A 26456-nucleotide genomic window follows, 5' to 3' on the forward strand; every position below is an offset into this window, starting at 1 on the left:
CCTCGTCAGTCGATCGGGCGGGCGCCGAGGTGGTCGGAGAGGAGCTTGTGGGCGATGGCTTCCGGGTCCGCCGGTTCCGGGGCGGGAGCGGCCGGGGGGCCGCCCGCGTCGGGGCCCGCCGGGTAGGGGTCGTCCTCGTCTTCCGGCTCCGGCGGCAGCGGGATGTCCGGCTCGGTCGTGGCAGGAACCGCCCGGCGCGGCGGCTCCGCCGCAGGCGGCCGCTGGAAGGAGCGCTGCTGCTCCGCCGAGGTCTGCCGCTGAGAGGGCTGAGGGGGCTGAGGGGGTTGCGGCGCCTGGCGCGCGGGCGCGGCCGGCGCCTGCCTGGCCGGTGCGGCCGCCGCGCTCGCCTGCACGGCACCGGCGTGGACACAGCGCACCGTCCACTGGCCCGACATCACCTGACCGAGCGCGGTCGCGATGCAGTCGGCGTTGCGGGGCTCCGAAAGGCGCCGGGCGAGCGGCTCCGCGGAGTGGGTGAGCACCACGGTGGAGCCCTCGACGCTGTGCACCGTGGCGTTGGTGAGCATGGCCTCCGTGCTGCGGCTGAGCTTGCGGACCGCGGCAAGCAGCTGCGGCCAGTACTGGCGCAGCGCGGCGGCGTCGATCTGACCCGGCTCCGACCCGGCGACGGGCGCGGCCTCGGCGACCGGTTCCGCCCGCGCGGCGGGCGCCGACGCCGGTTTCGGCGCGGGAGCGGGCACTTCGCGGGCCCGAACGGGGGACTCGCCGACCGGAGCGGGGGACTCGCCGGCCGGAGCGGGGGACTCGCCGGCCGGAGCGGGGGACACGGCACGCTGCGACGGCCGCTCGAAGGTCCGTTCCGGAGGCGGAGCGGCGGCGGGCTCAGCGGCCGGGGCGGGGCCACCCGCGGTGAACCGGCGCTCCAGCCGTTCGAGCCGCTGCAGCATGGCGGCCTCGTCCCCGGCGACCTCCGGAAGCAGCATCCGCGCGCACAGCAGCTCGAGCAGCAGCCGGGGCGCCGTGGCCCCCCGCATCTCGAGAAGTCCATTGTGGATGATCTCGGCGTACCGCGTGAGCGTGCCGGGCTGCATGCGCTCAGCCTGCGCGACCATCCGGTTCAGCTGCTCCTCCGGCGCCGACACCATGCCCGCGCTCGCCGCGTCGGGCACCGAGCGCAGCAGAATGAGGTCGCGCAGCCGGTCGAGCAGGTCGGTCGCGAACCGGCGCGGGTCGTGGCCGGCCTCGGCGAGCTGGTCGACCGTGTTGAACACGGCCTTGTGGTCGTCGGCTGACAGCGCGTCCACCATCGCGTCGATGAGCGCGACGTCGGTGACGCCGAGCAGCGACACCGCGCGCGCGTAGGTGACGCCCTCGGGTCCCGCACCGGCGAGCAGCTGGTCGAGCACCGACTGGGTGTCTCGAGCGGAGCCGCCACCGGCCCTGATCACCAGCGGGTAGACGGCGGGTTCCACCTGCACGCCCTCGGCCGCGACGTTGCGCTCCAGCAGCTCACGCATCGAGCTCGGCGGGATGAGCCGGAACGGGTAGTGGTGCGTCCGCGAGCGGATGGTGGGCAGCACCTTGTCCGGCTCGGTGGTCGCGAAGATGAAGATCAGGTGCTCCGGCGGCTCCTCCACGATCTTCAGCAGGGCGTTGAAGCCCTGCGTGGTGACCATGTGCGCCTCGTCGATGATGAACACCCGGTAGCGGGACTCCGCGGGCGCGTAGAACGCACGGTCGCGCAGCTCACGCGCGTCGTCCACACCACCGTGGCTGGCGGCGTCGAGCTCGGTGACGTCGACACTGCCCGGCCCCTCCGGGGCGAGCGCGAGGCACGGGCCGCACTTGCCGCACGGGTCCGGTGTCGGGCCCTCGACGCAGTTGAGCGAGCGCGCCATGATGCGCGCGCTGGAGGTCTTCCCGCAGCCACGCGGCCCCGAGAACAGGTAGGCGTGGTTGATCCGGCCTGCCGCGAGCGCGGTGCGCAGGGGCTCGGTGACGTGGTCCTGCCCGACCACCTCGGCGAAGGTTGCCGGCCGGTACTTGCGGTACAGCGCGAGAGCCACGAGGCGAGGGTACCGGCAGTCTCCGACACCGGGGCCGCCCGGCCGTCCGGGGACAAAAGGGGACCCCCGCACCCGTCAGAGCCTGCTTATCCTTGCTGCCTTCCGGCCCTGGGGAGGTTCACAGGGTGGACGCCGCGGGGGTCCGTCGCCCAGTCTAGGCGACGCCTCCGCTGGACGCCGACACGGGGAGTGCCGCCGTGAACCCGGTGGCTCCCGGCTCGCTGCTCACGCCCACGTTCCCGTGGTGGGGCGGCCACCACGGGGCGACGATCGCGAGCCCGGCGGGATGCGGGGTTCTCCGCCGGGACACCGGCGCGCCCGGCGGGCCGGACCGACCGTGGCCCCGCCGGGCCGAACCGAGTGGGTCTACGCCGGGAGGTCGAACTGGCCGGCCTTGACGGCGATCAGGAAGGCCTCCCACTCGCGCGTGTTGAAGACGAACACCGGGCTGTCGGCGAGCTTGGTGTCCCGCACTCCGACCTTGTCCGCTCCCAGGTTGACCTCGACACAGCTGCCGCCGTTGGGCTCGCTCGCGAACGACTTCTGCCAGCCGGCGGCGTCGAACATGCTCACGGCCGTGGCGGGGTCGTAATAATCCGCTTGAGCGGCGTAATCGGCCATGGCGTTACCTCCGTGCCCGGTCGAAGGACATCGGCGAAGGAGTGCGCAGGGTCACACCTTCCTCGATGCCCCAGAGTCGATCCCCACCGGCCGATGCCGCCATTCGTGCGATGTTCGGCCGAGCTGGTCGACAGCGTGATTAATCTGAGACTAGGATTATTACTATCCATAGGGGCCGCGCCCGGCGCAATCCGGGGGCCGTCTCATGAGAGATCGGCAACACAGGCAAGACCGGGGATGGAGCACGACATGGCCGTACGACTGGACCTGGAACCGAGGGGTGTCGAGCGGGCCGGTCCTGCGAAAGACGACGACCTGCCCCCCTCGGAACAGCCCGCCCGCCGGTTCGATCTCGGCTTCGTCCGCGTGTGGCCGCCCCGCCCGCTCCGGCTCCTCGAACCGAACTTTTCGGTGCGCTACTGCCGCGTCTGACGGTTCAGCTCCTCGCGGTAGTGCTCGGCCAGCTCCTTGAAGAACTGCCGCGTCTCCTGCCGCTCCAACGCCGCGCCGCGCAGGCGGTCCCACGAGTCCACGAAGATCTGGAAGTCCTTGACGTCGTCGAGGTAGATCCCGCCGGCCGAGTGCTCGATGTAGACGAAGTCCCGGGTGCGGTCGGGGAACCGCATGATCGTGAAGTCGTTGGGCACCGAGGCCAGCTTCGCGTCGAACGGCAGCACGTGTAGGTAGACCCTCGCCCGCTTCTCCAGCTCGAGCATGTGCTCCAGCTGGTCCAGCATCACGGCCGGTGACCGGCCGCCGGGAGCCCTGCGCAGCGCCGACTCGCTGAGGATGAAGCGGTAGTACGGCGGCTGCTGCTGGTCGAAGACTGCCTTGCGGTCGAGCCGGTTGCGAACCAGTGATGTGACGTCCGTCGCTCCGAACTCGGTGAACTGCTTGAGCATGTAGTGCTCGGACTGCAGCGGCCCGGGAATGCGCTCGCCGTGCCACGTCATGATCTCCGCGGCGGCGGGCTCCAGGTCCGTGAACGTGCGGAACCAGTGCGGCACAACGGATCGGTAACCGGACCAGTGCCCGCGCTGCCCGGCCGCGGCCCGCGCGAGGTTGAGCAGGGTGTCGGCCTCCTCGCCCGCGATGCCGAACGCGTCGAGCATCGCCCGGACGTCGCCGAGCTTGACCCCGACGGCTCCCGACTCGATCTTGTTGACCTTGCCCTGGGTACAACCGAGGATCTCGGCCACGCGCTGCTGCGTGAGGCCCGCGGCGTTGCGCGCGTGCCGCAGCTCGTTGCCGAGCTGCTTTCTTCGGGAGGTGACGGTACTGGCCATGGCGCCTCGACGTTACCGTTTTCGGCGCCCAACTCGAAATCGCCTCTCCGGCGTAGGGTGCAGGTCATGACCAAGAAGGCGAGCATCGGCGTCACCGGCCTCGCGGTGATGGGCCGGAACCTGGCACGGAACCTGGCCCGGCACGGGCACACCGTCGCGCTGCACAACCGTTCGGAGCAACGCACCCGCGAGCTGGTGGAGCAGTTCGGCTCCGAGGGTGAATTCATCCCGGCGCACTCGGCGAGGGAGTTCGTCGACGCGCTGGAGCGGCCACGGCAGGTGGTCGTGATGGTCAAGGCCGGTGCCCCCACGGACGCCGTGATCGACGAGTTCGCCGAGCTGCTGGAGCCCGGTGACGTGATCGTCGACGCCGGCAACGCGCACTTCGCCGACACCCGCAGGCGCGAGGCGGCGCTGCGTGAGCGCGGGCTGCACTTCGTCGGCACCGGCGTCTCCGGCGGCGAGGAGGGCGCGCTGCACGGGCCGAGCATCATGCCGGGCGGCTCGAAGGAGTCCTACGAGTCGCTGGGCCCGCTGCTGGAGGACATCGCGGCCAAGGTCGACGGCACGCCGTGCTGCGCCCACATCGGACCCGACGGCGCCGGGCACTTCGTGAAGATGGTGCACAACGGCATCGAGTACGCCGACATGCAGCTGATCGCCGAGTCCTTCGACCTCCTGCGCGGCGCGCTCGGCTACGAACCCGCACAGATCGCGGAGATCTTCCGCACCTGGAACACCGGGCGGCTCGACTCGTACCTCATCGAGATCACCGCCGAGGTGCTCGCCCACACCGACGCCGCCACCGGCAAGCCGTTCGTCGACGTGGTGCTCGACCAGGCCGAGCAGAAGGGAACCGGCCGCTGGACGGTCCAAATCGGACTCGACCTCGGCATCCCGATCACCGGCATCGCGGAGGCGACGTTCGCGCGTTCCCTTTCCGGCCACGCGAACCTGCGCGCCGCGACCAAGGGGCTCGCCGGGCCGTCGCGCACGCCGCTGTCGGGCAGCGACGCCGAGCGCTTCGCCGACGACGTGGAGCAGGCGCTGTACGCGTCGAAGGTCGTCGCCTACGCGCAGGGCTTCAACCAGATCCAGGCGGGCAGCGCCGAGTACGGCTGGAACGTCGACCTCGGCTCGGTCGCCTCGCTGTGGCGAGGCGGCTGCATCATCCGCGCGAAGTTCCTCGACGACATCCGCGCCGCCTTCGAGGCCGAGCCCGGACTGCCGACGCTGCTCACGAGCGGCGACTTCCGCAAGGCCGTCGAGGACGCGCAGGACGCGTGGCGCTCGGTGGTCTCGACCGCGGTGCGTCTCGGCATCCCGACGCCGGGCTTCTCCACGGCGCTGGCGTACTACGACGGGCTGCGGGCCGACCGCCTGCCCGCCGCGCTCGTCCAGGGCCAGCGGGACTACTTCGGCGCCCACACCTACCGCCGAGTCGATCGTGAGGGCTCCTTCCACACCGAGTGGGCCACCGAAGCCCGCCCGGAGCGCCCGGCCTGATCCTCCCCCAACCGCAGTGAAGGCCACCTTCCCTGCGTTGAACGCAGGGAAGGTGGCCTTCACTGCAGCCGGGGCCGAGGGGGTGGCTCATTCGAAGGGCAGGCCCACGTAGTTCTCGGCCAGGCTGGTCGCGGCTGCGGTGGACGACGCCGTGTACCGCAGCTGCGACAGCTGGAGCCGGCGCTGGAACGCGTCGGCGTTCGGGTCGGTGTGCAGCATCGACGTCATGTACCAGGAGAAGTGCTCGGCCCGCCAGACACGGCGCAGGCAGCGGTCCGAGTAGGACAACGCGAGCTCGCCGTCCTTGTCCCGCAACAGTGCCTTAAGCGCACGGGAGAGGTTGCGTACGTCGGCGATCGCGAGGTTCATGCCCTTGGCGCCGGTCGGCGGCACGATGTGCGCGGCGTCGCCCGCGAGGAACAACCTGCCGTACTGCATGGGCTCCACCACGAAGCTGCGCATCGGCGTGATGCTCTTCTCCAGCACCGGTCCCTCGCGCAGCGAGAAGCCCTCGTTCGTCTCCAGCCGCTGTTCCAGCTCTGCCCAGATCCGGTCGTCGGACCAGTTCTCGATCCGCTCGGCGGGATCGACCTGGAGGTAGAGCCGGGTGATCTCCGGCGAGCGCATGCTGTGCAGAGCGAACCCGCGCTCGTGGTGGGTGTAGATCAGCTCCTCGTGCGAGGGCGGCGTCCGCGCGAGCACGCCGAGCCAGGCGAACGGGTACTGGTGGTCGTAGCCGGTCAGCTCGGCGGCCGGGATCGACGGCCTCGACACGCCGTGGAAGCCGTCGCAGCCCGCGATCACGGCGCAGTTCAGTTCGCGCGCGTTGCCATCGGCGTCGCGGTAGGTCACGCGCGGCGACTCGGTGTCGAGGTCGTGCAGTTCCACATCGGACACCTCGAACTCGATGGGCAGCCCCTTGCCGACGTGCGCCGCGATGAGGTCCTTGACGATCTCCTGCTGGCCGTAGACGGTGATCGCCTTGCCGGTGAGCGCGGTGAGGTCGATGCGGTGGTCGGCGCCGTCGAAGCGCAGCGACAGCCCGTGGTGCGGAAGCCCCTCGGCCGCCATCCGATCGCCGACGCCGAGCTCGCGCAGCAGCTCGACGGTCGGTTGCTCGCACACGCCTGCCCGCACCCGCTTCTCCACGTACTCGCGGCTGCGCGCCTCGAGCACCACCGCGTCGATGCCCTCGAGGTGCAGCAGGTACGACAGGACCAGGCCGGCCGGTCCCGCTCCGATGATGCCCACCTGGGTGTCCGTCACCGATGCCTCCACGTCGTCATTGCCGTTGCCGCGACCAAGCGTGCGCCGTGCACCCGGCTCGGAACCACCAGGGCTTCCATTGAGCGGAAGCCTTTCAGAGGGTCTCCCAGTGCGCGCCGTCCGAGACCCGAACCGCCCTCGGCGCCCCGAGCGCCCGCGAGATGCCCCTCGCCGCCGCCCGGACGGCGGGCACGAGCGTGCGCGGATCGGTGCCCTCCGACGGCACGACGATCGACAACGCGGCCACCACGGTGTCCTGCTCGCCGTAGACGGGAGCCGCGACCGACAGCACCTCCGGCTCGATCTGCCCGTCGCTGATCGCATAACCGTCGCGGCGGACGTTGGCGAGCACGCGGCGCAGCTCGGCCGGCGACGCGATCGTCCTCGGCGAGAAGCGCTTGAGCGGCGAGGCGAGCACCCGTTCCTGCCACTCCGGCACGGCGAAGGCGAGCAGCACCAGCCCGACACCCGTGGCGTGCACGGGCAGCCTGCCCCCGACCCGCGACTGGATCCTGACCGCGTTGCGGCCGGAGATCCGCTCCACGTACACGACCTCGGACCCGTCGAGCACCGCGAGTTGCACATGCTGGTGGGTGGCCTCGTAGAGGTCCTCGAGGAACGGCATCGCGCTCTCCCGCAGCCCCGCCCCGTGCGGGGCGAGCGAGGCGACCTCCCACAGCCACAGGCCGATGCGGTACCGGCCGTCGGCGTCGCGTTCGAGGGCACCGCGCTCGGTCAGCTCGCGCACCAGCCGGTGTGTGGTCGACAGCGGCAGCCCCGCACGGCGGCTCAACTCGGACAGGGTGAGGACTGGGTGCTCGGCACTGAAGGCGTCGAGCACGCCGAGCACACGACCGACCACTGTCGGTGAGACCCCTGCGTTGTGCCGCACACCCTCAGCCAACTTCGTCGGGCTCGCCGATGCAACCGCGCGGCAGGGGCCGGAACTGGTTAGCTTGGCGCCGAGGGTGATCAATGAACGGAGTGTCCGGTGGCCGGAGTCTCGGGCCGGCGGCGGGTTCGCCGGTTCCTATCCACTTGGCGGCACCCCGCGCGGATCGTGGTGCTGGCGTTCGCGGGCGTGGTGGCGTTGGGCACCGTGCTGCTCATGCTGCCCGCAGCGGCTGAGAACGGCACGCGCACGGATTTCGTCACAGCGCTGTTCACCGCCACCTCCGCGACCTGCGTGACGGGCCTCGCCGTCGTGGACACGCCCACCTACTGGTCGGCGTTCGGCGAGCTGGTGATCCTCGGCCTCATCCAGGCGGGTGGCCTCGGCATCATGACCATCGCCTCGCTGCTCGGTCTGCTGGTTTCGCGCCGGTTCGGGCTGCGGATGCAGCTCACGGCGCAGGCCGAGACGAAGGCGCTCGACCTCGGCGATGTGCGGCGCGTCGTGCGCGGCGTCGTGCTCGTGAGCCTGACGTTCGAGCTCGTGACCAGCCTCGTGCTCGCCGCGCGGTTCGCGATCGGCTACGACTACGGCCCGGGCAGGGCGCTCTACCACGGCGTCTTCCACGCGGTGTCGGCGTTCAACAACGCCGGGTTCGCGCTCTACACCGACAGCCTCACCCGGTTCGCCACCGACGCGTGGATCTGCGTACCGATCTCGATCGCGGTGCTGGCCGGTGGACTGGGCTTCCCGGTGTGGCTGGAGATCTGGCGACACCGGCGCCGGGAGCCAGGCAGGCGGCGCTGGTCGCTGCACACCAAGATCACGGTGCTCACCTCGGGGCTGCTGCTACTCGTCGGGTTCGTCGTGATCACGATCGCCGAATGGAACAACCCGGAGACACTCGGCCGGTTCGGCCCCGGTGGCAAACTGATCGCGGGCTTCTTCCACGGCGTCATGCCGCGGACGGCCGGCTTCAACAGCGTCGATGTCGGCCAGCTGGAGTCCGGAACACTGCTCGTCAACAGCATTCTCATGTTCATCGGTGGCGGCAGCGCGGGCACCGCCGGCGGCATCAAGGTGACCACGTTCGCGTTGCTGGCGTTCGTGATCTACGCCGAGATCCGCGGTGAGCCCTCCGTTCACGTCATGGGCCGCAGGCTCGCGGCCAGCACGCAGCGGCAGGCGCTCGCCGTCGCGCTGCTCAGCGTCGGCGCCGTCGTGGCGGGCACGCTGGTCCTGCTCACGCTCACCCAGTACCGGCTGGAAGTCGTACTCTTCGAGGTGATCTCGGCGTTCGCCACCGTGGGGATGTCGACCGGAATCACCGCGGACGTGGGCTCGGCAGGCCATCTGGTGCTCGTGCTGCTGATGTTCCTCGGCCGCGTGGGGCCGATCACCCTCGCCTCGGCACTCGCCCTGCGCGAACGGTCGCGGCGCTACGAACTACCGGAAGAGAGGCCGATCGTTGGCTAACCGCAACCAGGGTCGCCGCGTCGTCGTCATCGGGCTCGGCCGGTTCGGCAGCTCGCTGGCGATGGAGCTCGTCAGGGGCGGCTGCGAGGTGCTCGGCATCGACAGCGACCCCAAGCTGGTGCAGAAGCACGCCGACGAGCTCACCCACGCCGCCGTGGCCGACACCACCGACGTCGACGCCATGACGCAGCTCGGCGTGCCCGAGTTCGAGCGCGCCGTGGTGGGCATCGGCACCGAGGTCGAGGCGAGCATCCTCACGACGTCACTGCTCGCGGACTTCGGCATCCCGCACATCTGGGCCAAGGCGGTCAGCCGCCAGCACGGGCGCATCCTCGAACGCGTCGGCGCCCACCATGTCGTGCTGCCGGAGCACGACATGGGCGAGCGCGTCGCGCACCTGGTGACCGGGCGGATGCTGGACTACATCGAGTTCGAGGACGACTACGCGATCGTGAAGACGACCGCTCCGGCGGAGGCGCTCGGCAAACCGCTCGGGGAGACAAGGCTGCGCAGCAAGTACGGCGTCACCGTGGTCGGAATCAAGCGGCCCGGCAGCGAGTTCACCTACGCCACGCCGGAGACGGTCATCCACCCGCACGACATCCTCGTGGTCGCGGGCCGTCGCGACGAGGTGGAGACGTTCGCGGACCTGACCTGATGGCTACCCCCACACCTTCGCGGCCGTCTCCACGATCCGCTCCAGCTTGCGGATCTCCTGCTCCTCCGTGAGGTCGTTGCCCTCCTCCGTGGAGGAGAACCCGCACTGCGGCGAGAGGCACAGCTGGTCGATGTCGACGAACTTCGCCGCCTGCTCGATGCGCCGCTCCAGCGACTCCATCGGCTCCAGCTCGCCGCGTTTGGTGGTCACCAGGCCCAGCACCACGTACTTGCCCTTCGGCACGAACCGCAACGGCTCGAAGCCGCCGGAGCGCTCGTCGTCGAACTCCAGGAAGTAGCCGTCCACGTTCAGCTCGTTGAACAGCGCCTCGGCGACGAAGTCGTAGCTGCCCTCCGCCGCCCACGACGAGCGGAAGTTGCCCCGACACAGGTGCGTCGTGATCGTCATGCCCTCCGGTTTGCCCGCGATGGCCGCGTTCATCGTCTTGATGTTGCGCAGGTGCAGGGTTTCCGGGTCGCCGCCCATGCGCGCGACCAGCTCACGCTGCTTGGGGTCGTTGAGGTAGGCGAGGCTGGTGTCGTCGAGCTGGAGGTAGGTGCAGCCGAGCTCGCCGACGCCTTTGACCTGTGCCGCGTAGGCGTTGCCGAGGTCGGCGAAGAAGTCCTCCAGGTCGGGGTAGACGTGCTCGTCGACGGCGTGCCTGCCGCCGCGGTAGTAGACCATGCTGGGCGAGGGGATGGTCAGCTTCGGCGTCACCCCGGGGTCCACAATGGACTTCAGGTACGAGAAGTGCTTGCCGAAGATCGTCCCGCTCAGGCCGACCTTGCCGTCCACCTGCAGGCCAGGCGGGCTGAACTCCAGGTCCCCCGCGGCGTTGTGGAACTTGACGTGCAGGCGCTCGTCGCTCTGCGAGATGCCGTCGAGCTGGTAGATGAAGTCCATGTGCCACGAGGCGCGCCGGAACTCCCCGTCGGTGGCGGACCGCAGGCCCACCTTGCGCTGGAGGTCGACGACGCGGCGGATGGCGTCGTCCTCGACGGCCTTGAGCTCGTCGCGAGTGATGGCGCCCCGCGCGGCCTGTTCGCGAGCGCGGTGCAACTCGGCGGGCCGCAACAGGCTGCCTACGTGGTCGGCGCGAAACGGAGGTGTCGAACGCTGACTCATTGCCGAATCCTCACACGTCGTGCCGACCCCATCAACAGCCGAACAGCCCCCTTTCCGGCAGATGGAATCCCGCCCGCGGTGAAGGCCACCCGTGCTGCGTGGGATCGAACGCAGCGGCGGGCGCAGCGAAGGTGGCCTTCACCGCATCAGGTCAGCCTCCCTGGTGGGGAGCCTGGTAGTCCTTGGCCTCCGGAGACTCGAAGAGCGGCTTGACGTACTTCATGCCGCCCGGCACCGACGCGTCCGGCTGCGCGACGTACACCTGCCTCGTCGCCGGTGCGCCCGGCTGCGAGAAGTCCAGCTTCGCCACGAGGTCGCCCGTGTCGGCGGACGTGGTCTCCTGCAGCGCCTTGTGGATGCCGGCCCGCGTGAGGTCCTTGTTCTCACAGGCCTTGCGCAGCACCGCACCCCACACCTCGGCAACGGCGTAGCCGTACGGCACGCCCGCGTTCGGCGGCTCGCTGTAGCCAGCCTTCTCGTACTTGCCCGCGACCTCCTTCATCTTCGGGATGTCGGCGGAGAAGGGCACGCTGCTCGCCACCACGTACAGCTTGTCGAGCGCGCCCGCGGCGGGGCTGTCGTGCAGCAGCGGGTCGAACGTCGGGTTGTTGCCCAGGATCGGCACGTTGAGCCCGAGCGCCTCGTTCGCTGCGGCGACCGAACCGGTCTGGGTCGGCGTGGTGGTCAGCAGGATCGCCTTAACCCCCTCACCCTTGAATCCGGTGACGATGTTGGTGAGGTCGTTGTCGCTGGAGGTGATCTTGACCTCGCGCAGGTTCAGGTCGTGCTGCTGCGCGTAGTGCCGCGCGCCGCGCAGGCCGTTGGCGCCGTACTCGCCGTCGATGTAGATGTGCCCGACCGTGTCGCCGTCCTTGATCTTGCCCTGCTCCTCCAGGTAGGAGAGGCCGTCGATCATCTCGACGTCGTACGTCGTGCCCACCACCATCACGTAGGGGTTGCCGAGCAGCTCTGACGACCAGGACGCGGGCGTCACGGTCGCCTCGTCGGACTCGAGGTCGCTGCTCAGCGCCGCCATGATCGGCGAGCCGACGACCTGGACGAACCCGGCGACCTTGGGCTCGATCTGCGGGTAGAGGGTCTTCGCGGTGTCGGCCTTGTACCCGTGGTCGACGATCTCCAGTTTGATCTGCCTACCGCACACGCCGCCGGAGGCGTTGACGTCCTTCACCCACAGCTCGTTGCCGTGCGTGATGCCCGTCGAGAGGTTCTTGAACGGACCTGTCTGGTCGGTCATGACGCCGAGCGTGATCTCGGAGTCGGTCACGCCGACCCCGGCCTGCACACCGCCCGCGCCCTCTCCGGTCTCCTCCGATCCGCCGCCCTTGGTGCCGCAGGCGGCCACTGCCAGCGCCGAGGCGCACGCCAACGCGAGTATTCGCTTCATGTGCCTTTCCTTTCCCGCTGTTTCCCACTCAGGCGACCGGCGATCCTGCGGCCGATCGCGGCGAGTCCCCCGGGCTCGAAGAGCACGACGAGGATGATCGCCGCGCCGTAGACGAAAGAACTGATCAAGATGGGCGTGAACGCGTGCTCGCCGGTACCCGTGGACCAGCCGAGCTCGGTCGAGTAGAGGGCGAGCACCTGCGGCAGGCCGTTCACGAGCAGCGCGCCGACGAGCGCGCCGGGAACGGAGCCGAGGCCGCCGATGATGATCATGGCGAGGTAGGCGATCGACACGTTGATCCCGTAGGTGCCGAACTCGCTCTCGTCGGGCTTGAGCAGGTCGAACCAGAGCACCGTCATCACGCCGGCGAGCCCGGCGTAGGCGGAGGACACCGCGAACGCACCCGCTTTGGCCCGCCAGACGCTCACGCCCATCACCGCGGCCGAGGGCTCGTTGTCCCGCACCGCGCGCCACGCGCGACCGACGCGGCCGCCGACCGCGCCGCGCGCCAGCAGGAACGCGATGACGGTGAGGGCGAGGAACAGGTACCAGACCCGTTCGGTCGCGCGGATGGGCACACCGAGGATCTCCAGGTCGCCTTCGTTGGAGAACGGGAAGCCGAACAGTGAGAACTCGGCGGGCGGGCGGCCCGTGGAGGTGCCGCCGGTGAGGTTCTCGGCGGCCTGCCCGAAGTACAGCCCGAGGAACACCAGTGCGAGAGAGGCCACGCCGAGGTAGATGCCGCGCAACCGGCCCGCGACGGGAGCGAAGGCGAGGCCGAGCAACGCGCAGATCGCGATCGCGCCGAGGAGGGCCAGCAGCGGGTCGAGGCCGAAGCCCACCAGTTCCGGATCTCCGGTCGGCCCCGCCAGCACCGTGTACGCCGTGCCACCGGCGAGCAGGAAGAACGCGTGCGCGAGCGACAGCTGACCCGCCTGGCCGGTGAGCAGCGTCAGCCCGATCGCGCCGACGGCGCCGACCATCATGTACTGGCCGGCCTTCAGCCATTCGGCCTCGAGGTAGAGCGGCAGAGCGAGCGCCAGGAGCAGGACCGCGAGCCACAGCGCCTTCCGGACCCACCACAGCGCGTCGCGGCGCGGCTTCGGGCTCGGTGCCCGCTCGGGCGCCTCGGGCGGCGTTTTGGTCGCGATGTCAGACACGGATGGTCTCCCTCGTCCCGAAGAGGCCGGACGGTCGCACCACGAGCACGACGAGCATCACCAGGAACACGGCGCTCTTGGCGAAGGCGAAGGACACGTAGTGGGTCGCGAGCGCGTCGACCAGCCCGACGGTGATGCCGCCGACCACGGCGCCGGCCGTGGAGTCGAGCCCACCGAGGATGGCCGCGGGGAAAGCGGCGAGCGCGATCGAGTGCGTGCCCCTGGAGAGGCCGGCTCCCGAGAAGTCCTGCGTGGCGATGAACAGCACGGCGACACCGGCAAGCAGCCCGGCGACGAGCCACGCGGTCGCCGTCACCCTCCCGCTGCGGATGCCCACGAGCGCGGCGGCCTCCTTGTTCTCCGCCTGGGCGCGCATCGCGATGCCCCAGTTCGAGTACCGGAACGCGAGGAAGAAGAGCGTGATCAGCACGGTCGCCACGACGAGTGCCACGAGGTGCGTGCGGAAGAGCGTGATGCCGCCGACCTGGACCGGCTGGGCGTCCCAGGCGTCGCCGATGAACGGCAACGAGACCCCGAGCCTTCGCACGATCTCCTCGGTGACGATCACGTCGACGCCGATGGTCAGCAGGGCGAGGCTGAACGGGTCGGCGAGTTTCGAGCGCGACAGCAGCAGCCGCTCGACCGCCAGGGCGAGCAGCCCGGCGCCGACAACGCCGACGATCGCGGCTCCGGCCCAGCCGATGCTCTCGCGCAGGGTCACGACGAGGTAGCCGCCGAACAGCACGAGGGAGCCGTGCGCGAAGTTGACCACCTCGGTCGCCTTGAAGATGATCACGAAGCCGAGGGCGAGCAGCGCGAACACGGCGCCCTTGCCGAGGCCGTTCACGATGAGCTGGACGAATGTCTCCACTAGCCGGCCTCCGCGTTCTCGCTGCCCAGGTAGGCCCTGATGACTTCGGGATCGGCCTGCACCTCGGCGGGAGTGCCGTCCGCGATGACCCGGCCGAAGTCGAGCACGGTCACGCGGTCGGCGATGCCCATCACCAGGCCCATGTCGTGCTCGACGAGAAGGATCGAGATGCCCAGCTCGTCGCGGATGTCGTGGATCGTGCTGGCCAGTTCGGCGGTCTCAGCCGCGTTCGTCCCGGCGGCCGGTTCGTCGAGCAACAGCAAGGACGGCTCGACGGCCAGAGCTCGCGCGAGGTCGACCCGTTTCACGATGCCGTAGGGCAGGGAGCCGACGGGCTGGTGCAGTTCCGCGCCGATGCCCAGGAAGGCGCAGATCTCGGCGGCACGCTCGGCGTGCTTGCGCTCCTCACGACGCGTCCAGGGCAGGCGAAGCCCGCAGGAGAGGAAGCCGCCGTGGGTGAGGGCGAACCGGCCGAGCATCACGTTGTCGAGCACCGTGGAGTGCGGCGACAGCGCGGCGTTCTGGAACGACCTGCCGATGCCCAGGCGGGCCAGCCGGTGCGGGCGAGTGTGGGAAAGGTCGTGCTCGCCGAAGGTCACGCTGCCCTCGTTGGCGCGGTAGAGCCCGCTGATGACGTTGAAGCAGCTGGACTTCCCGGCGCCGTTCGGTCCGATGAGCGCGTGCAGCGAGCCCGGCTCGACGGTGAGGGACACGTCGTCGAGTGCGTAGAGCCCGCCGAAGCGGAGCGTCACGTCCCGCACGAGGAGTTCCGGCGCGGTCATCCGCCCCACCTCGACAACCGGCGAACGCCCGCGCGTTGCCTGCGTGCCTCCGCGACCTGCCGCTCGGCCGCGGCATCCGATTCGGCGTGCCCGCCCAGGTAAAGCCGCTGTACGTCCTCGCTCGCCGACAGCTCGGCGGCGGTGCCCGCGAGGGCGATACCGCCCACCTCGAGCACCACGGCGTGGTCGGAGACGTCGAGCGCCATCACGGCGTTCTGCTCGACGAGGACCACAGCGGTGCCCTGCTCGTGGATCTCGCGGATGGTCGCGCCGATGCGTTGGACGATCCGGGGCGCGAGCCCGAGCGAGGGCTCGTCGAGCAGCAGCAGGCGGGGACCGGACATCAGCGCCCTGCCGATGGCGAGCATCTGCTGCTCGCCGCCGGAAAGCAGGCCCGCGCGCTGGCTCGCGCGTTCGGCGAGCACGGGGAACAGGTCGTGCACGCGCCGCTGGGCCTCCGCCCGCTTTGACGCGGGAGCACCGATCGCCCCGGCACGCAGGTTCTCGGCGACGGTCATCCTGGCGAAGACCTGCCTGCCCTCGGGGACGCCGACCACGCCGAGGCCGACGATCGCGGCGGGATCCAGCTGATCGATGCGGCGGTTGCCGTAGCGCACCTCGCCCCCGGCGACGGTGCCACGGTGCATCCGCAGCGTGCCGGAGATGGTCCGCAGGAGGGTGGACTTCCCGGCGCCGTTGCCGCCGAGCACGGCCAGCACGCCGTCGTCTGGAACGTCGAGGTCGACACCGTGCAGCGCGGCAACCGAACGGCCGTAACGGACCGTGAGGTCACGCACGGTTAACACGGCGTCTCCCGCTTCGGGGCGTCGTTGCCCATCAGGACCTCCGGTCGTGTGACTCAGGTCACTACCAGTGGCGGCTATCCTGCGTGGGCCGGTTTGAAACGCACACCCCCACTTGGAGAGGTAAACAGCAACGAACCGGATACGGCCTGGTCACAACAGGCCAGCTTCGCTTGCCTTCCCGATCGCCTCGACACGGTTGCGCGCACCGAGCTTGTGCAGCGCGGACTGCAGGTAGGTCTTGACGGTGTTGCGCGTCAGCCCGGTCGCCTGTGCGATCTCCGGGTTGGTCTTGCCCTGGGCGGCCAGGCGGAGCACCTCGTACTCACGGCGAGTGAGCCCGCTGCGGGCGAGCGCGTTGGACCGCTCGCCGTCGTCGGGCATGATCCGGGGGTCGACCACCCGCTCGCCGTGCAGCACCCTGCGCAACGCCGCGGTGAGATCGGTGCCCGCGACGTCCTTGAGCAACCCGCCGTTCGCGCCGGCCTCCAGGGCGGCGACCACACCCTGGTGATCGCCGTGTGCGGTGAAGACCACGATCTTGGCGCGCGGGTGCTCGCGCCGCAGCCCCGCGATCACCTCTGGCGCGAGCATGTCGGGCAACCGCAGGTCGAGCAGCACGAGGTCCGGGCACAGCTCGGCGACGCGCTCGATCGCCGCATGCCCGGACTCCGCGGAGCCGACGATCGCGAGCGACGGATCCGAGCGCAGCAGCATTGTGACGCCGTCGCGCACGACGGGGTGGTCGTCGACCACCAGGACCGTGGAACTCACCGCACCTCCCGTGCCCCGCGGGACACCCGTTCCCGGCCGGCACCGGCGCGCGGGGCTTCGCAATGGTCGCTCACCGTGCCTCCACGTCCGGCAGCCAGGCGCGCAGAGTGCACCCACCGTCCTCGTCCCGGACGAGGCTCACCCGGCCGCCCGCACGCACGGCCCGCTCCGCGAGCGACCGCACACCCATGCCGGTGCTGGCACCGGGCTCGGCGGGTTCTCCGGTGCCGTCGTCGGCGACCACCACCTGCACACCGCCGTCGCACGGGCCCAGACTCACCACCACCGAGAACGCCCTGGCGTGTTTCTCCACGTTGAGCAGGCCCTCCCGCACCACGGCGACGAGCAGCGCGGTGCGCTCGGCGTCCATTGGCGGCACGGGCGCCAGCTGGACGAACCGCGCCGGCACACCGGTACGCGCCTCGAACGACCGGGTGTACTCGGCGAGCTCGACCGGCAAGGCCCGTTCGGGCGTGGTGTCGGCGAGAGCGAGCAGCGACTCACGCAATGCGCTCGACGCGGCGGAGACGTCGGACTCCAGCCGCTGCAGCCGCACGTCGAGGGCCGGGTTGTCCCGGATCGCCTCGTGCAGGTCCCTGACCTGCACCCCGATCGAGAACAGCAGGGCACCGACGGAGTCGTGCAGCGCGCTCTGCATCCGCTGCCGCTCGGCCGTGACCGCGTCCGCCGTGCTCGACTCGGCCAGCCCCGCGAGGTGCAGCGCCGTGGCGGCCCGGTCGGCGATGCCTTCCAGCTTGAGCACGGCCGCGTCCCCGAAGTCGGCGGCCTTGCGCATCGCGGCGTAGGCGACGGCGACCGTCTTCTCCTTGTCCCCGAACCTGCTGATGATCGGCACCGCGAGCATCCCGCCGAGCCCTTCCCCGCGGACCTGGGCGTCGAACTGGTGTGTGATCGTGGGCGAGCTGACGTAGTCGCTCACGCGCACGGGCTGGCCGAGCGCGAGCACGCGACCACCGATGCCCTGGCCCACCGGCACGATCAGGTTGTGCAGCTGGTCGGTCCGGTTTCCGGCGAGCCACCGGATGACGGCCTGGTCGGGCCCGTCCAGGTCGGCGACGAACCCGAAGTCCGCGCCGAGCCGCTCCCGGATGAGCCGGGCGGTGCCGTGCAGGGCGACCACGCGGTCGAGCACGGTGAGCAGGCCGTCGCGCTCGCGAAGGAGCCCGTCGAGCGCATTGCTCTGCTCGACGACCCGCTCCCTCGCGTTCCGCTGCTCCGCAGCCACGAGGCAACTATATGTCTGAAACCACCTCCCGATGTCCTGTTACCCGGGGCCCACCTCGGGTATCCGGCTCACATGTTGAGGTCCATCGCGCGCGGACTCGCCGCAGGCGCCGCCGGGGTCACCGCGCTCAACGCCACCACCTACCTGGACATGGCGGTACGCGGCAGGCAGGCCAGCAGCACACCCGAGCGATCCGTCGAGAAGCTCGCGGCGACCGTCGGCGTACAGGTGCCCGGCAGGGGCGAGACACGACAGAGCCGGTTGTCGGGCCTGGGCTCCCTGCTGGGTGCGCTGACCGGTACGACGGTCGGTGCGGCCTACGGCGCCCTGCGCGGGCTCGGCTGGCGACCCCCGCTGCTGGTCGGCGCGCTCGCCGCCACAGGGGCGGCCATGGTCGCGGGGGCCGGGCCCATGACTGTCCTCGGCATCACGGACCCTCGCCGGTGGAGCGCCGACGACTGGCTCAGCGACGTGGTCCCACACGTGGCCTACGGCCTCGTCACCGCGGCCACCTTCCGCGCCACGGAGTAGGCACCCACACCCGTCAGCTCTGCCACGGAGTAGGCCCCCGTCAGCTGTCCAGCAGCAGTTCGTGCGCCGCCTCGACGATCGCCGTCGAGTCGATGCCCGCGTGCTGCCGCTGCTCCACCGGCGACGCCGACCCCGGCATCGCCAGCACGCCGAGCTTCGCCAGCCGGGGCACGCAGGTGACCCGGGTGAACGCGTCGAAGACCGCATCACCCAGCCCGCCCTGCGGCCAGTGGTCCTCCACGGTCAGAACGCGGCCCGTGTCCGCCGCCGCCTGCTGCAACGTGGCGACATCGACCGGTTTGACGGAGTACAGGTCGATCACCCGCACCGCGACGCCGAGGTCGGCGAGCCGGTCTGCGGCGAGCAGCGCCTCGTGCACCGTGACCCCTGCGGCCACGATCGTCAGTCGATCACCCGGCGACGACCTCAAGACCTTGCTGCCACCGACCGGGAACGATTCGGCCGGCCCGTACAGCACCGGCGTCTCCCCGCGGGTGGTGCGGAGATAGCTGACCCCGGAGAGGTCCGCCATCGCCGCCGTCAGGTGTGCAGTCTGGTTCGCATCGCACGGGTACAGCACCGTGCTCCGCCACAACGCGCGGAAGAACGCCAAGTCCTCGAGGCCCATCTGCGATGGGCCGTCGGGCCCGATCGAGACCCCGGCGTGCGAACCCACCACGCACAGCCTCGCTCCGCTGACCGTCGCCATGCGCAGGAAGTCCGCGGCCCGGCTCAGGAACGCAGCGAATGTCGCCACGTACGGCGTCCATCCCCGCACCTGCAGTCCGACCGCCGCCGCGACCATCTGCTGTTCGGCGATGTAGCACTGGATGAATCTCTCCGGTCGCACCTCCTCGAAGTACCTGCTGCGAGTGGAATCCCCGACCTCGCCGTCCAAAGCCACGACATCGGAGCGGGCCTTGCCGAGCGCCGCGAGGGTTTCGCCGAACGCGGTCCGGGTGGCCACCTCGTCACCTTGCTCGTACTCCGGCAGCCGCAGCGACCCCGTGTCCGGCCTCAGCCGTTCGCGCTCCCCGTTCGGTGCCGTCACCTCGACCCGCATCGACCGCCTGCCACCGAGCTCCGCGATCGCCGCCTCGGCGTCCGGCACCGGTTTCCCGTGCTGCCCTTCCCTGTCCTCGACTGCCGCGACACCGCTGCCCTTTCGCGTACGGGCAAGGATCGCCGTGGGCCGGGAGGTGGTGCCGATCGCCTCGGCGTAGGCACGATCGATCTGGTCGATGTCGTGGCCATCGATCTCGATCGTGTGCCAGCCGAACGACCCGATCCTTCGCGCATAGGCTTGCGTGTCCCAGCCGTGGCGGGTCGGCCCGCGTTGCCCGAGCCGGTTGACGTCCACGATCGCGACGAGGTTGCCGAGCCCGGCGTGGCCGGCGTGCTCGAACGCCTCCCACATCGATCCCTCGGCGAGCTCGCTGTCTCCGCACAGCACCCACACACGAAAGTCCCGCCGTTCGAGGTGCCGGCCCGAGATGGCGAGGCCGACGCCGATGGGCAGTCCCTGACCAAGCGACCCGGTCGCCACGTCGACCCACGGCAACTGCGGAGTCGGATGCCCTTCCAGCCTGCTGCCCGCCCTGCGGTAAGTCAGCAGCTCGTCGTCGGAGACGGCCCCCGCCGCGACGTACATCGCGTACAACAGCGGGGACGCATGCCCCTTCGAGAAGATCAGATGATCATTTCCCGGATTCTGGGTTTCCGCGAAGTCGTACCGCAGGTGTCTGCCCAGCAGCACCGCCATCAGGTCCGCCGCCGACATCGACGACGTGGGATGCCCGGAGCCGGCCGCCGCAGCGGCCCTCACCGCGTCCACGCGAAGTTGCCGGCCGAGCTCAGTCAACTGCTCCACGTCGAGGGTCGTCGCCGCCATGGCCCGCGAGTACCCGAGCCGACGGAGCGAAAACGCCACCGGAGCCGGGCCAAGTTTTGCACCGGCCTAGACAGCAGCCCTCCTCACGGAGAGGCTGAAGCTTCCGACGTCTCAGCGAGGAGACGAGCCATGCCTCACGCCAACGGTCACGACATCGACCCGACCTTCTACCGCAGCCCAGCTGACGCCATCGCGGCACCGCCCGAGCGCCTCGCCTACGTCGTCGCGTTCGACCGAACGGCGGAACGACCGGACGCACTCACCGTGGTGGACACCGACCCGCACTCCGATACGTACGGCGAAATCGTCGGCTGGGCCGACCTGCCCACACGGGGTGACGAGCTACACCACTTCGGCTGGAATGCCTGCAGCAGTGCGTTCGCGCACGCAGGCCACCATACGGACGGACTGGAACGCCGCTATCTCCTCCTTCCCGGTCTCCGCTCGTCCAACATCCACGTTTTCGACACGAAACCCGACCCCCGGCAACCGGCACTCGTACGCACGGTTGAAGCCGGCGAGCTCGCCAACAAGGCCGGCTATTCCCGGCCGCACACCCTGCACTGCGGCCCCGACGGCATCTTCCTGTCATGCCTTGGTGGCGCCAACGGGGCCGACGGCCCCGGCGGGATCGCGCTGCTCGACCACGACACCTTCGATGTGTTGCGCGCCTGGGAAACGGATCGCGGCCCTCAGTACCTGGCCTACGACGCATGGTGGCATCTCAATCAGAACATCGCCATCACCTCCGAATGGGGCACGCCGTCGATGATCGAAGACGGCATCAACCCGGATCTGCTGCTGGGCAACAAGTACGGCCACTGTCTGCATTTCTGGGACCTCGCCAAGGGCAGTCATATCCAGCAGGTCGACCTCGGCGCGCAACACCAGATGGTGCTGGAGCTGCGTCCCTCGCACGATCCCGAGGCGACGTGGGGCTTCGTCGGCGTGGTCGTCAGTACCGAAGACCTATCGGCATCCGTCTGGCGGTGGTACCTCGACGGCGCCACCTGGCGTGCCGACAAGGTGATCACAATCCCGGCGGAACCGGCTGACCCCGAACTGCTCCCGCCGGCGCTGAAGCCCTTCGGCGCAGTGCCACCGCTCGTCTCGGACATCAACCTGTCCGTGGACGACCGCTTCCTCTACGTGTCGTGCTGGGGCACGGGCGAGCTGAAGCAGTACGACGTCAGCGACCCCACGAACCCGCGCGAGGCCGGGTCCGTCCGGCTCGGCGGCATCGTCGGACGCGTTCCGCATCCGTCCGCAAAGGACGAGTCGCTCGCGGGCGGTCCACAGATGGTGGAGGTCAGCCGTGACGGACAGCGGATCTACGTGACCAACTCGCTGTATGGCTCGTGGGATGACCAGTTCTACCCGGATGGTGTCGGCGCCTGGTTCGCCAAGATCGACACCGATCCGGACAGCGGCGGTGGCTTGACCATCGATGACCGGTTCTTCCCACACGGCAACGAGTTCCGCGGCCTGCGCGCACATCAGGTGCGGCTACAGGGCGGCGACGCGTCGTCAGACTCCTACTGCTTCCGCTGACCACGAACTCAGGGAGGAACGATTCGCTCGCAGCACCCGGGCGACATCGGAACACGACACGGGCACGAGCCGTCGCCTACTTCCCAGTGAGTCATCTTCGCCTCCCCTTAAAGCAATGACTCTTGCTTTAAGGGGAGGCTAGCGTGCCGCCACGGCAAAGGCAACACCTATTGCTTTAAGCTGCCCACATGTCGACCCCACGCCCAGGTGGACGCAGCGCACGAGTGGTCGCTTCGGTTCATCGGGCCGTGGTCGACCTGATCTCCCGCGGCGATCTGGACATCACGATCAGCGCCGTGGCACACGAGGCAGGTGTGAATCCCACCAGCATCTATCGGAGGTGGGGCACTCGCGACCAGCTCGTACTGGACGCCACGGCGGCTCACCTGCGCAGAAACTCGTCAACCCCGGACACGGGCTCGCTCCGCGGCGACCTGCTGGACTGGATCGCGGACGTCGAACACAACCTGGGCACACCGGAGGGCCGCGCCCTGCTTCGCACCCTCACGACCGCCGACGACAGCCCCGGTCACGCGCGGGACGTTCTGCGGCATTTCGGTGACATCACGACCGTGCTCGACCGCGCCGGCCAGCGACAGGAGAACCCGCCTACACCCGATCAGGTACTCGACCGGATCCTGGCACCGCTGACGCTGCGCACACTATTCGACCTGCCCATCCCGGAAGGATACGGACGACACCTCGTGGAAGGATTGCTCGCAAGCGCGTCGAAGGTGCCTGAGCAGCCGGATCCCGTCGCCGGTCACATCTGAGCGCACCGCGGGGTCTACCACTGTGACACCCCTGCGGACGAGGATCGTGAGCGATGAACGAGGGCACCTGGCTGGCGGAGCGATTCGACGCGCAGCGGGGTCGGCTGCGAGGCGTGGCCTTCCGCATGCTCGGCTCCCTCAGCGAGGCCGAAGACGCCGTTCAGGAGACGTGGCTGCGCCTCGACCGGACGAACTCCGAGGGTCTCCAGAATCTCGACGCGTGGTTGACCACCGTGATCACGCGCGTATGCCTCAACATGCTGCGCAGCCGCCGGACGCGTCGCGAGGAGAGCCTCGAGCTGCAGACATCGGACCAGGTCGCGCAACCCGACGAGGTAGGCGACCCCGAACAGGAGGCGGTGCTGGCCGACTCGGTCGGTACGGCCATGCTGGTCGTGCTCGACACCCTGTCTCCTGCCGAACGGCTGGCGTTCGTACTGCACGACATGTTCGCCGTGCCCTTCGACGAGATCGGCCCCATGATCCATCGCACTCCGACGGCCGCAAGACAGCTCGCGAGCCGCGCACGCCGCCGGGTGAAGGGTGGCACCACCGCGCGCGAGGCCGACGTAGCCCGGCAGCGGAGCGTGGTCGAGGCGTTCCTGGCCGCCTCCCGAAGCGGTGACCTGGAAGCCTTGGTGGCGGTGCTCGACCCGGATGTGGTGCTTCACGCCGATCGGCAGGCGGGTCCGACCCCGGAGCCCATCGTCATCCGGGGCGCCCACCACGTCGCCAGGGGCGCGCGGCTTGCCTCCGAACGAGCCAAGTCTTCCGAGCCCGCGCTGGTGAACGGCGCTGTCGGCCTCGTGATGGCTCCCGGTGGCCGCCTCTCGCTGGTCCTCGCTTTCACCGTCGCGAACGGGAAAGTCACGGAGATCGACGTGATCGCGGACCCGGACCGCCTGCAGAGCCTCGACCTCGCCGTGCTCGAATGAGCCTTTCACTCGATCGTGTCGAACACATGTTCGATCCATTCCGCTATCGTCAGACACGTGGACACGACAACCACCCTCACCGCACCGAGCCGGCTCACAGACGCCGAGCTCGCGACGGAACTCGTCGAGTGCGAAGCCACGCTTCGCCGTCAGTACTCACGAATGTTGACGATGCTCGGCGAAGCGGAGCGCAGGGACATGGCGCGCAAGCTCGGCTATCGCGGCCTGTTCGCCTTTCTCAAGGAGGAGCTTCGTCTGTCCACACGAGACTCTCATGCCAGGCTTCGCGAGGTCGCGGCGACCGAGCCGGTCCGCACGATCACCGGCGAGGTTCGTCCGGCGCCACTCGCCGCCACCGGCGCCGCTCTGGCCACCGCGCGGATCAGCCGGGAACACCTGCGGGACATCACGACCGTCTTCTCGCGGGCACCCGCCGAACTGACCGTCGGCGAGCGCATCGAGGCCGAACGGAGCCTGCTCGCTCTCGCGGCGCAGGCGGCACCGGAGACGGTCCGGAAGGCCGGGCGCGAACTGCTCGCCTCCTGGACGACGCGAACCGAGTTGCCCTCGCCGGAAGACCTGGCATCACCACGACGCGAGTTCCGCTACCGCTACTCGGGTGCGGGCCACATGGAGTTCTCCGGATCCCTCGACAGGGAGACCGCGGCAACCCTCCAAAGCTTGTTGGCGCCGCTTGCCAAACCTCGGCCGCGAGACGAGCACGGCAACCGTGATCCCCGGAGTGCGAGCCGCCGCCGGGGTGATGCACTTGCCGAGATCATCGAGGCCGCGTCACGCGCCGACGAGCTGACCGTTCAGGGCGGCGAACGGGCTGTGCTCACCGCCACCATCTCGCTGCACGACCTCGAGGACCGTACCTTCCGGGCGATCTTCGACGTACCAGGGATCACCTCACTCGACGAGCTCCGCCGCCTGGCCTGTGAGTCACACGTCGTTCCGGCGATCTTCGGCGCACCGGGAGAGGTGCTCTACCTCGGTCGCTCCAGCCCGCACGCCACCAAGGCACAGCGGCGAGCGCTGGCCCTGCGAGACGGAGGGTGCGCCTTCCCCGGGTGCACCCGTAGCCCGAAATGGTGCGCGCCCCACCACGTCGACTGGTGGCCGCGCGGCGACGCCCCGACCGATATCGACACGATGGTGCTGGTCTGCGGTCGACATCACCGCATGCTCCACCACACCGACTGGCAGGTGCGCATCAACAGAGGTGACGGGTTGCCGGAGTTCGTCCCGCCCGCCTGGCGAGACTCACGACGACGTCCCATGCGCAACACCGCTCACCGCGTGTCGACCAGACGGGCGGGGCCATCGCGGCGGATCAGGTGCCACCAGCGCGCGTCAACGAAGCACAAGGCCGCGGGCAAGGCCGGCCGGACAACTACAGAGCGAAAAAAGGCATGACGCAGCATCAGGTCACGTCGAGAATGGCCGCATGCTGGCCGAGCATTTCCCGCTTGTCGGGCTGCGACTGACAACGCCGCGGCTCGGACTGCGGCTGCCGTCGCAGGAGGAGCTTGCCGAACTGGGCGAGCTCGCGGCCAAGGGCGTGCACGACCCCAGCGTGATGCCGTTCGTGGTCCCCTGGACCGACCAGACGCCCGAAGCGGTGGCGCGCTCGGTCATCCAGTATCACTGGCTGCGGCTCGGCGACTGGCTGCCACAGAGCTGGTCCTTGAACCTCGTCGTGTTCCGGGACGGGGTCCCGGTCGGCCAGCAGACGATAAACGGTCACGACTTCGGCGTCACCCGTGAGGTGAGCACCGGATCCTGGCTCGGGAAAGCACACCAGGGCAAAGGAATCGGCACCGAGATGCGGGCAGCGGTTCTGCACCTGGCGTTCGCCGGGCTGGGCGCCGCGGAGGCGGCTTCGGGCGCGTTCGAGCACAACCTCTCGTCGCTGACGGTCTCCCGCAAGCTGGGATACCGGCCCGACGGCAGGAAGCGGCACACCATCCGAGGCAAGCTGTCGGTCGAGCACAGGATGCGCCTGTCCCGGACGGACTGGGAGCTGCACAGGCGGGTGCCGGTGAGCGTGGAGGGACTGGAGCCCTGCCTACCGCTACTCGGGATCACCGCAGCTCAGACCCCGTAACCGCTGGTCAACGGCGCCCCTGCTACCCTCGTCCACGGAGGATTGGCCGAGCGGCCTAAGGCGCACGATTGGAAATCGTGTTGGGTGTAACAGCCCTCACGGGTTCGAATCCCGTATCCTCCGCCAGCTGAACAGGCGAAACGCCGGGTCACCCGCCAGAGTCGGGTCGCCCGGCGTTTCGCATGGGGCTCAGTTTGGCGCTCAAGTCGTGCCTGTTGCGCGACGGGACGGCGGCAACGCCGCCACGAGCACATCAGGCCGGGGGCGGCACCATCCTGCGGCTTCGTGATCATCGTCGTCACCGCCGTTACCCAGATGTGGCCGCCAACCTCGTGGGCGACACCCTGACCACCTCGTCATTCACGCGCATACACCGCTTTGCCACGGCAGCGTCCGACGAGCCCATGAGCTCCATCACAGCCGGCAACGGCACCCTCAGGACGAGGAGAGGACCGTCGCAGCCGCGTGGCGGGCGTCGTGCAATCTCGCTGACTCCCGCAGTGCGGAACAGTGCCTTCCAGGCTTTGTGGTCGTCAGTTGGGTCAATCGGCCGGCCCCGGAGGGTCGTAAACGTCCAGTCACAGTCATTCCCCGGTGTCCGAAGGCCTGCCGCGCGAGCGCGACGACTGCGGTTGGTTCGTGCTCTACGTCGAAGGCCCGGAGGAATCCGCTACGCCTCGGCTCCTGTCGCGCGCCGAACGGCGTGACAGCGGATTGCCGCACCAGGTGCATGGCACACGCGCCGCAACCGCGATTAGGTGGTGCTG

24 protein-coding genes, 1 tRNA gene and 1 other RNA gene are annotated in these 26456 nt (G+C 69.7%); 11 read left to right on the forward strand and 15 right to left on the reverse strand.

The features are described from left to right. Nucleotides 1–5 precede the first annotated feature (5 nt). From DI005_RS03985 to DI005_RS03995, 3 genes are all read right to left on the reverse strand, one after another. The gene (locus DI005_RS03985) at nucleotides 6–2027 is read right to left on the reverse strand and encodes a DNA polymerase III subunit gamma and tau (protein ID WP_113641284.1); all 2022 of its coding nucleotides are present in this window, start codon (nucleotides 2025–2027) and stop codon (nucleotides 6–8) included. A 54-nt stretch (nucleotides 2028–2081) separates the two neighbouring features. After that, nucleotides 2082–2174, reverse strand: an RNA gene (gene ffs, locus DI005_RS03990) — signal recognition particle sRNA small type. Nucleotides 2175–2393: 219 nt separating this feature from the next. Then, nucleotides 2394–2648, reverse strand: a complete 255-nt coding sequence (locus DI005_RS03995; protein WP_112265062.1) for a DUF397 domain-containing protein — start codon at nucleotides 2646–2648, stop codon at nucleotides 2394–2396. A gap of 249 nt (nucleotides 2649–2897) precedes the next feature. Here DI005_RS03995 and DI005_RS04000 point away from each other — a divergent pair, with 249 nt between their 5' ends. Next, nucleotides 2898–3080, forward strand: coding sequence for a hypothetical protein (locus tag DI005_RS04000; RefSeq protein WP_137095646.1), 183 nt, complete (start codon nucleotides 2898–2900; stop codon nucleotides 3078–3080). On the opposite strand, the gene DI005_RS04005 is transcribed toward DI005_RS04000, so the two are convergent. Next, nucleotides 3065–3934 carry a helix-turn-helix transcriptional regulator gene (locus tag DI005_RS04005; RefSeq protein ID WP_112265064.1) on the reverse strand — a complete coding sequence of 290 codons (870 nt, stop codon included), beginning with the start codon at nucleotides 3932–3934 and terminating at the stop codon, nucleotides 3065–3067. The genes DI005_RS04000 and DI005_RS04005 overlap by 16 nt on opposite strands. 66 nt (nucleotides 3935–4000) lie before the next feature. Here DI005_RS04005 and gndA point away from each other — a divergent pair, with 66 nt between their 5' ends. Continuing rightward, nucleotides 4001–5440, forward strand: coding sequence for an NADP-dependent phosphogluconate dehydrogenase (gene gndA, locus DI005_RS04010; RefSeq protein ID WP_112265065.1), 1440 nt, complete (start codon nucleotides 4001–4003; stop codon nucleotides 5438–5440). Nucleotides 5441–5527: 87 nt separating this feature from the next. Here gndA and DI005_RS04015 read toward each other — a convergent pair whose 3' ends face one another. Beyond that, entirely contained in the window at nucleotides 5528–6706 is a 1179-nt protein-coding gene (locus DI005_RS04015; RefSeq protein WP_113641286.1) for a 4-hydroxybenzoate 3-monooxygenase, read from the reverse strand. Between the two features lie 94 nt (nucleotides 6707–6800). Beyond that, nucleotides 6801–7598 carry an IclR family transcriptional regulator gene (locus DI005_RS04020; RefSeq protein ID WP_112265067.1) on the reverse strand — a complete coding sequence of 266 codons (798 nt, stop codon included), beginning with the start codon at nucleotides 7596–7598 and terminating at the stop codon, nucleotides 6801–6803. A gap of 171 nt (nucleotides 7599–7769) precedes the next feature. Between DI005_RS04020 and DI005_RS04025 the strand changes: the two genes are divergently transcribed. Further along, entirely contained in the window at nucleotides 7770–9074 is a 1305-nt protein-coding gene (locus DI005_RS04025; protein WP_233519992.1) for a TrkH family potassium uptake protein, read from the forward strand. After that, a complete protein-coding gene (locus DI005_RS04030) occupies nucleotides 9067–9732 on the forward strand; it encodes a TrkA family potassium uptake protein (RefSeq protein ID WP_112265068.1) in 666 nt (221 codons plus the stop codon). The genes DI005_RS04025 and DI005_RS04030 overlap by 8 nt, the downstream gene beginning before the upstream one ends. Before the next feature lie 3 nt (nucleotides 9733–9735). On the opposite strand, the gene DI005_RS04035 is transcribed toward DI005_RS04030, so the two are convergent. The 8 genes from DI005_RS04035 to DI005_RS04070 all read right to left on the reverse strand — a co-directional run bounded on the left by DI005_RS04035 (nucleotide 9736) and on the right by DI005_RS04070 (nucleotide 17898). Further along, entirely contained in the window at nucleotides 9736–10857 is a 1122-nt protein-coding gene (locus DI005_RS04035) for a 5-methyltetrahydropteroyltriglutamate--homocysteine S-methyltransferase (RefSeq protein ID WP_113641287.1), read from the reverse strand. Nucleotides 10858–11008: 151 nt separating this feature from the next. Continuing rightward, complete coding sequence (locus DI005_RS04040) at nucleotides 11009–12262, reverse strand: ABC transporter substrate-binding protein (protein ID WP_113641288.1); 1254 nt, start codon at nucleotides 12260–12262, stop codon at nucleotides 11009–11011. Then, nucleotides 12259–13422 carry a branched-chain amino acid ABC transporter permease gene (locus tag DI005_RS04045; protein ID WP_113641289.1) on the reverse strand — a complete coding sequence of 388 codons (1164 nt, stop codon included), beginning with the start codon at nucleotides 13420–13422 and terminating at the stop codon, nucleotides 12259–12261. The genes DI005_RS04040 and DI005_RS04045 overlap by 4 nt, the downstream gene beginning before the upstream one ends. Continuing rightward, nucleotides 13415–14293 (reverse strand): branched-chain amino acid ABC transporter permease, encoded by an 879-nt coding sequence (locus DI005_RS04050; protein WP_112265073.1) that lies wholly within the window; start codon nucleotides 14291–14293, stop codon nucleotides 13415–13417. The genes DI005_RS04045 and DI005_RS04050 overlap by 8 nt, the downstream gene beginning before the upstream one ends. Next, entirely contained in the window at nucleotides 14293–15075 is a 783-nt protein-coding gene (locus DI005_RS04055; protein WP_112265075.1) for an ABC transporter ATP-binding protein, read from the reverse strand. The genes DI005_RS04050 and DI005_RS04055 overlap by 1 nt, the downstream gene beginning before the upstream one ends. Further along, complete coding sequence (locus DI005_RS04060) at nucleotides 15072–15881, reverse strand: ABC transporter ATP-binding protein (protein WP_112265077.1); 810 nt, start codon at nucleotides 15879–15881, stop codon at nucleotides 15072–15074. Before DI005_RS04060 ends, DI005_RS04055 begins: the two co-directional genes overlap by 4 nt. A gap of 150 nt (nucleotides 15882–16031) precedes the next feature. Continuing rightward, nucleotides 16032–16652, reverse strand: a complete 621-nt coding sequence (locus DI005_RS04065; RefSeq protein WP_113641290.1) for a response regulator transcription factor — start codon at nucleotides 16650–16652, stop codon at nucleotides 16032–16034. Between the two features lie 70 nt (nucleotides 16653–16722). Continuing rightward, a complete protein-coding gene (locus tag DI005_RS04070; RefSeq protein ID WP_112265081.1) occupies nucleotides 16723–17898 on the reverse strand; it encodes a GAF domain-containing protein in 1176 nt (391 codons plus the stop codon). Nucleotides 17899–17970: 72 nt separating this feature from the next. Here DI005_RS04070 and DI005_RS04075 point away from each other — a divergent pair, with 72 nt between their 5' ends. Next, a complete protein-coding gene (locus DI005_RS04075) occupies nucleotides 17971–18429 on the forward strand; it encodes a hypothetical protein (RefSeq protein WP_112265083.1) in 459 nt (152 codons plus the stop codon). Between the two features lie 40 nt (nucleotides 18430–18469). On the opposite strand, the gene DI005_RS04080 is transcribed toward DI005_RS04075, so the two are convergent. After that, a complete protein-coding gene (locus tag DI005_RS04080; RefSeq protein ID WP_113641291.1) occupies nucleotides 18470–20320 on the reverse strand; it encodes a transketolase in 1851 nt (616 codons plus the stop codon). 129 nt (nucleotides 20321–20449) lie between these two features. Here DI005_RS04080 and DI005_RS04085 point away from each other — a divergent pair, with 129 nt between their 5' ends. The 6 genes from DI005_RS04085 (at nucleotide 20450) to DI005_RS04110 (ending at nucleotide 25815) form a co-directional block, all read left to right on the forward strand. Then, nucleotides 20450–21871 (forward strand): selenium-binding family protein, encoded by a 1422-nt coding sequence (locus DI005_RS04085; RefSeq protein WP_112265087.1) that lies wholly within the window; start codon nucleotides 20450–20452, stop codon nucleotides 21869–21871. A 248-nt stretch (nucleotides 21872–22119) separates the two neighbouring features. Beyond that, entirely contained in the window at nucleotides 22120–22644 is a 525-nt protein-coding gene (locus DI005_RS04090; protein ID WP_233519982.1) for a TetR/AcrR family transcriptional regulator, read from the forward strand. A gap of 53 nt (nucleotides 22645–22697) precedes the next feature. Further along, complete coding sequence (locus DI005_RS04095) at nucleotides 22698–23579, forward strand: sigma-70 family RNA polymerase sigma factor (RefSeq protein WP_113641292.1); 882 nt, start codon at nucleotides 22698–22700, stop codon at nucleotides 23577–23579. A gap of 57 nt (nucleotides 23580–23636) precedes the next feature. Beyond that, nucleotides 23637–24998 (forward strand): HNH endonuclease signature motif containing protein, encoded by a 1362-nt coding sequence (locus DI005_RS04100; protein WP_158559773.1) that lies wholly within the window; start codon nucleotides 23637–23639, stop codon nucleotides 24996–24998. Nucleotides 24999–25029: 31 nt separating this feature from the next. Next, entirely contained in the window at nucleotides 25030–25689 is a 660-nt protein-coding gene (locus DI005_RS04105) for a GNAT family N-acetyltransferase (RefSeq protein ID WP_113641294.1), read from the forward strand. Between the two features lie 36 nt (nucleotides 25690–25725). Next, a tRNA-Ser gene (locus DI005_RS04110) sits at nucleotides 25726–25815 on the forward strand. Nucleotides 25816–26456: the final 641 nt, after the last annotated feature.

Source organism: Prauserella sp. PE36 (genome assembly GCF_003311655.1).
GTDB lineage: Bacteria > Actinomycetota > Actinomycetes > Mycobacteriales > Pseudonocardiaceae > Prauserella_A > Prauserella_A endophytica.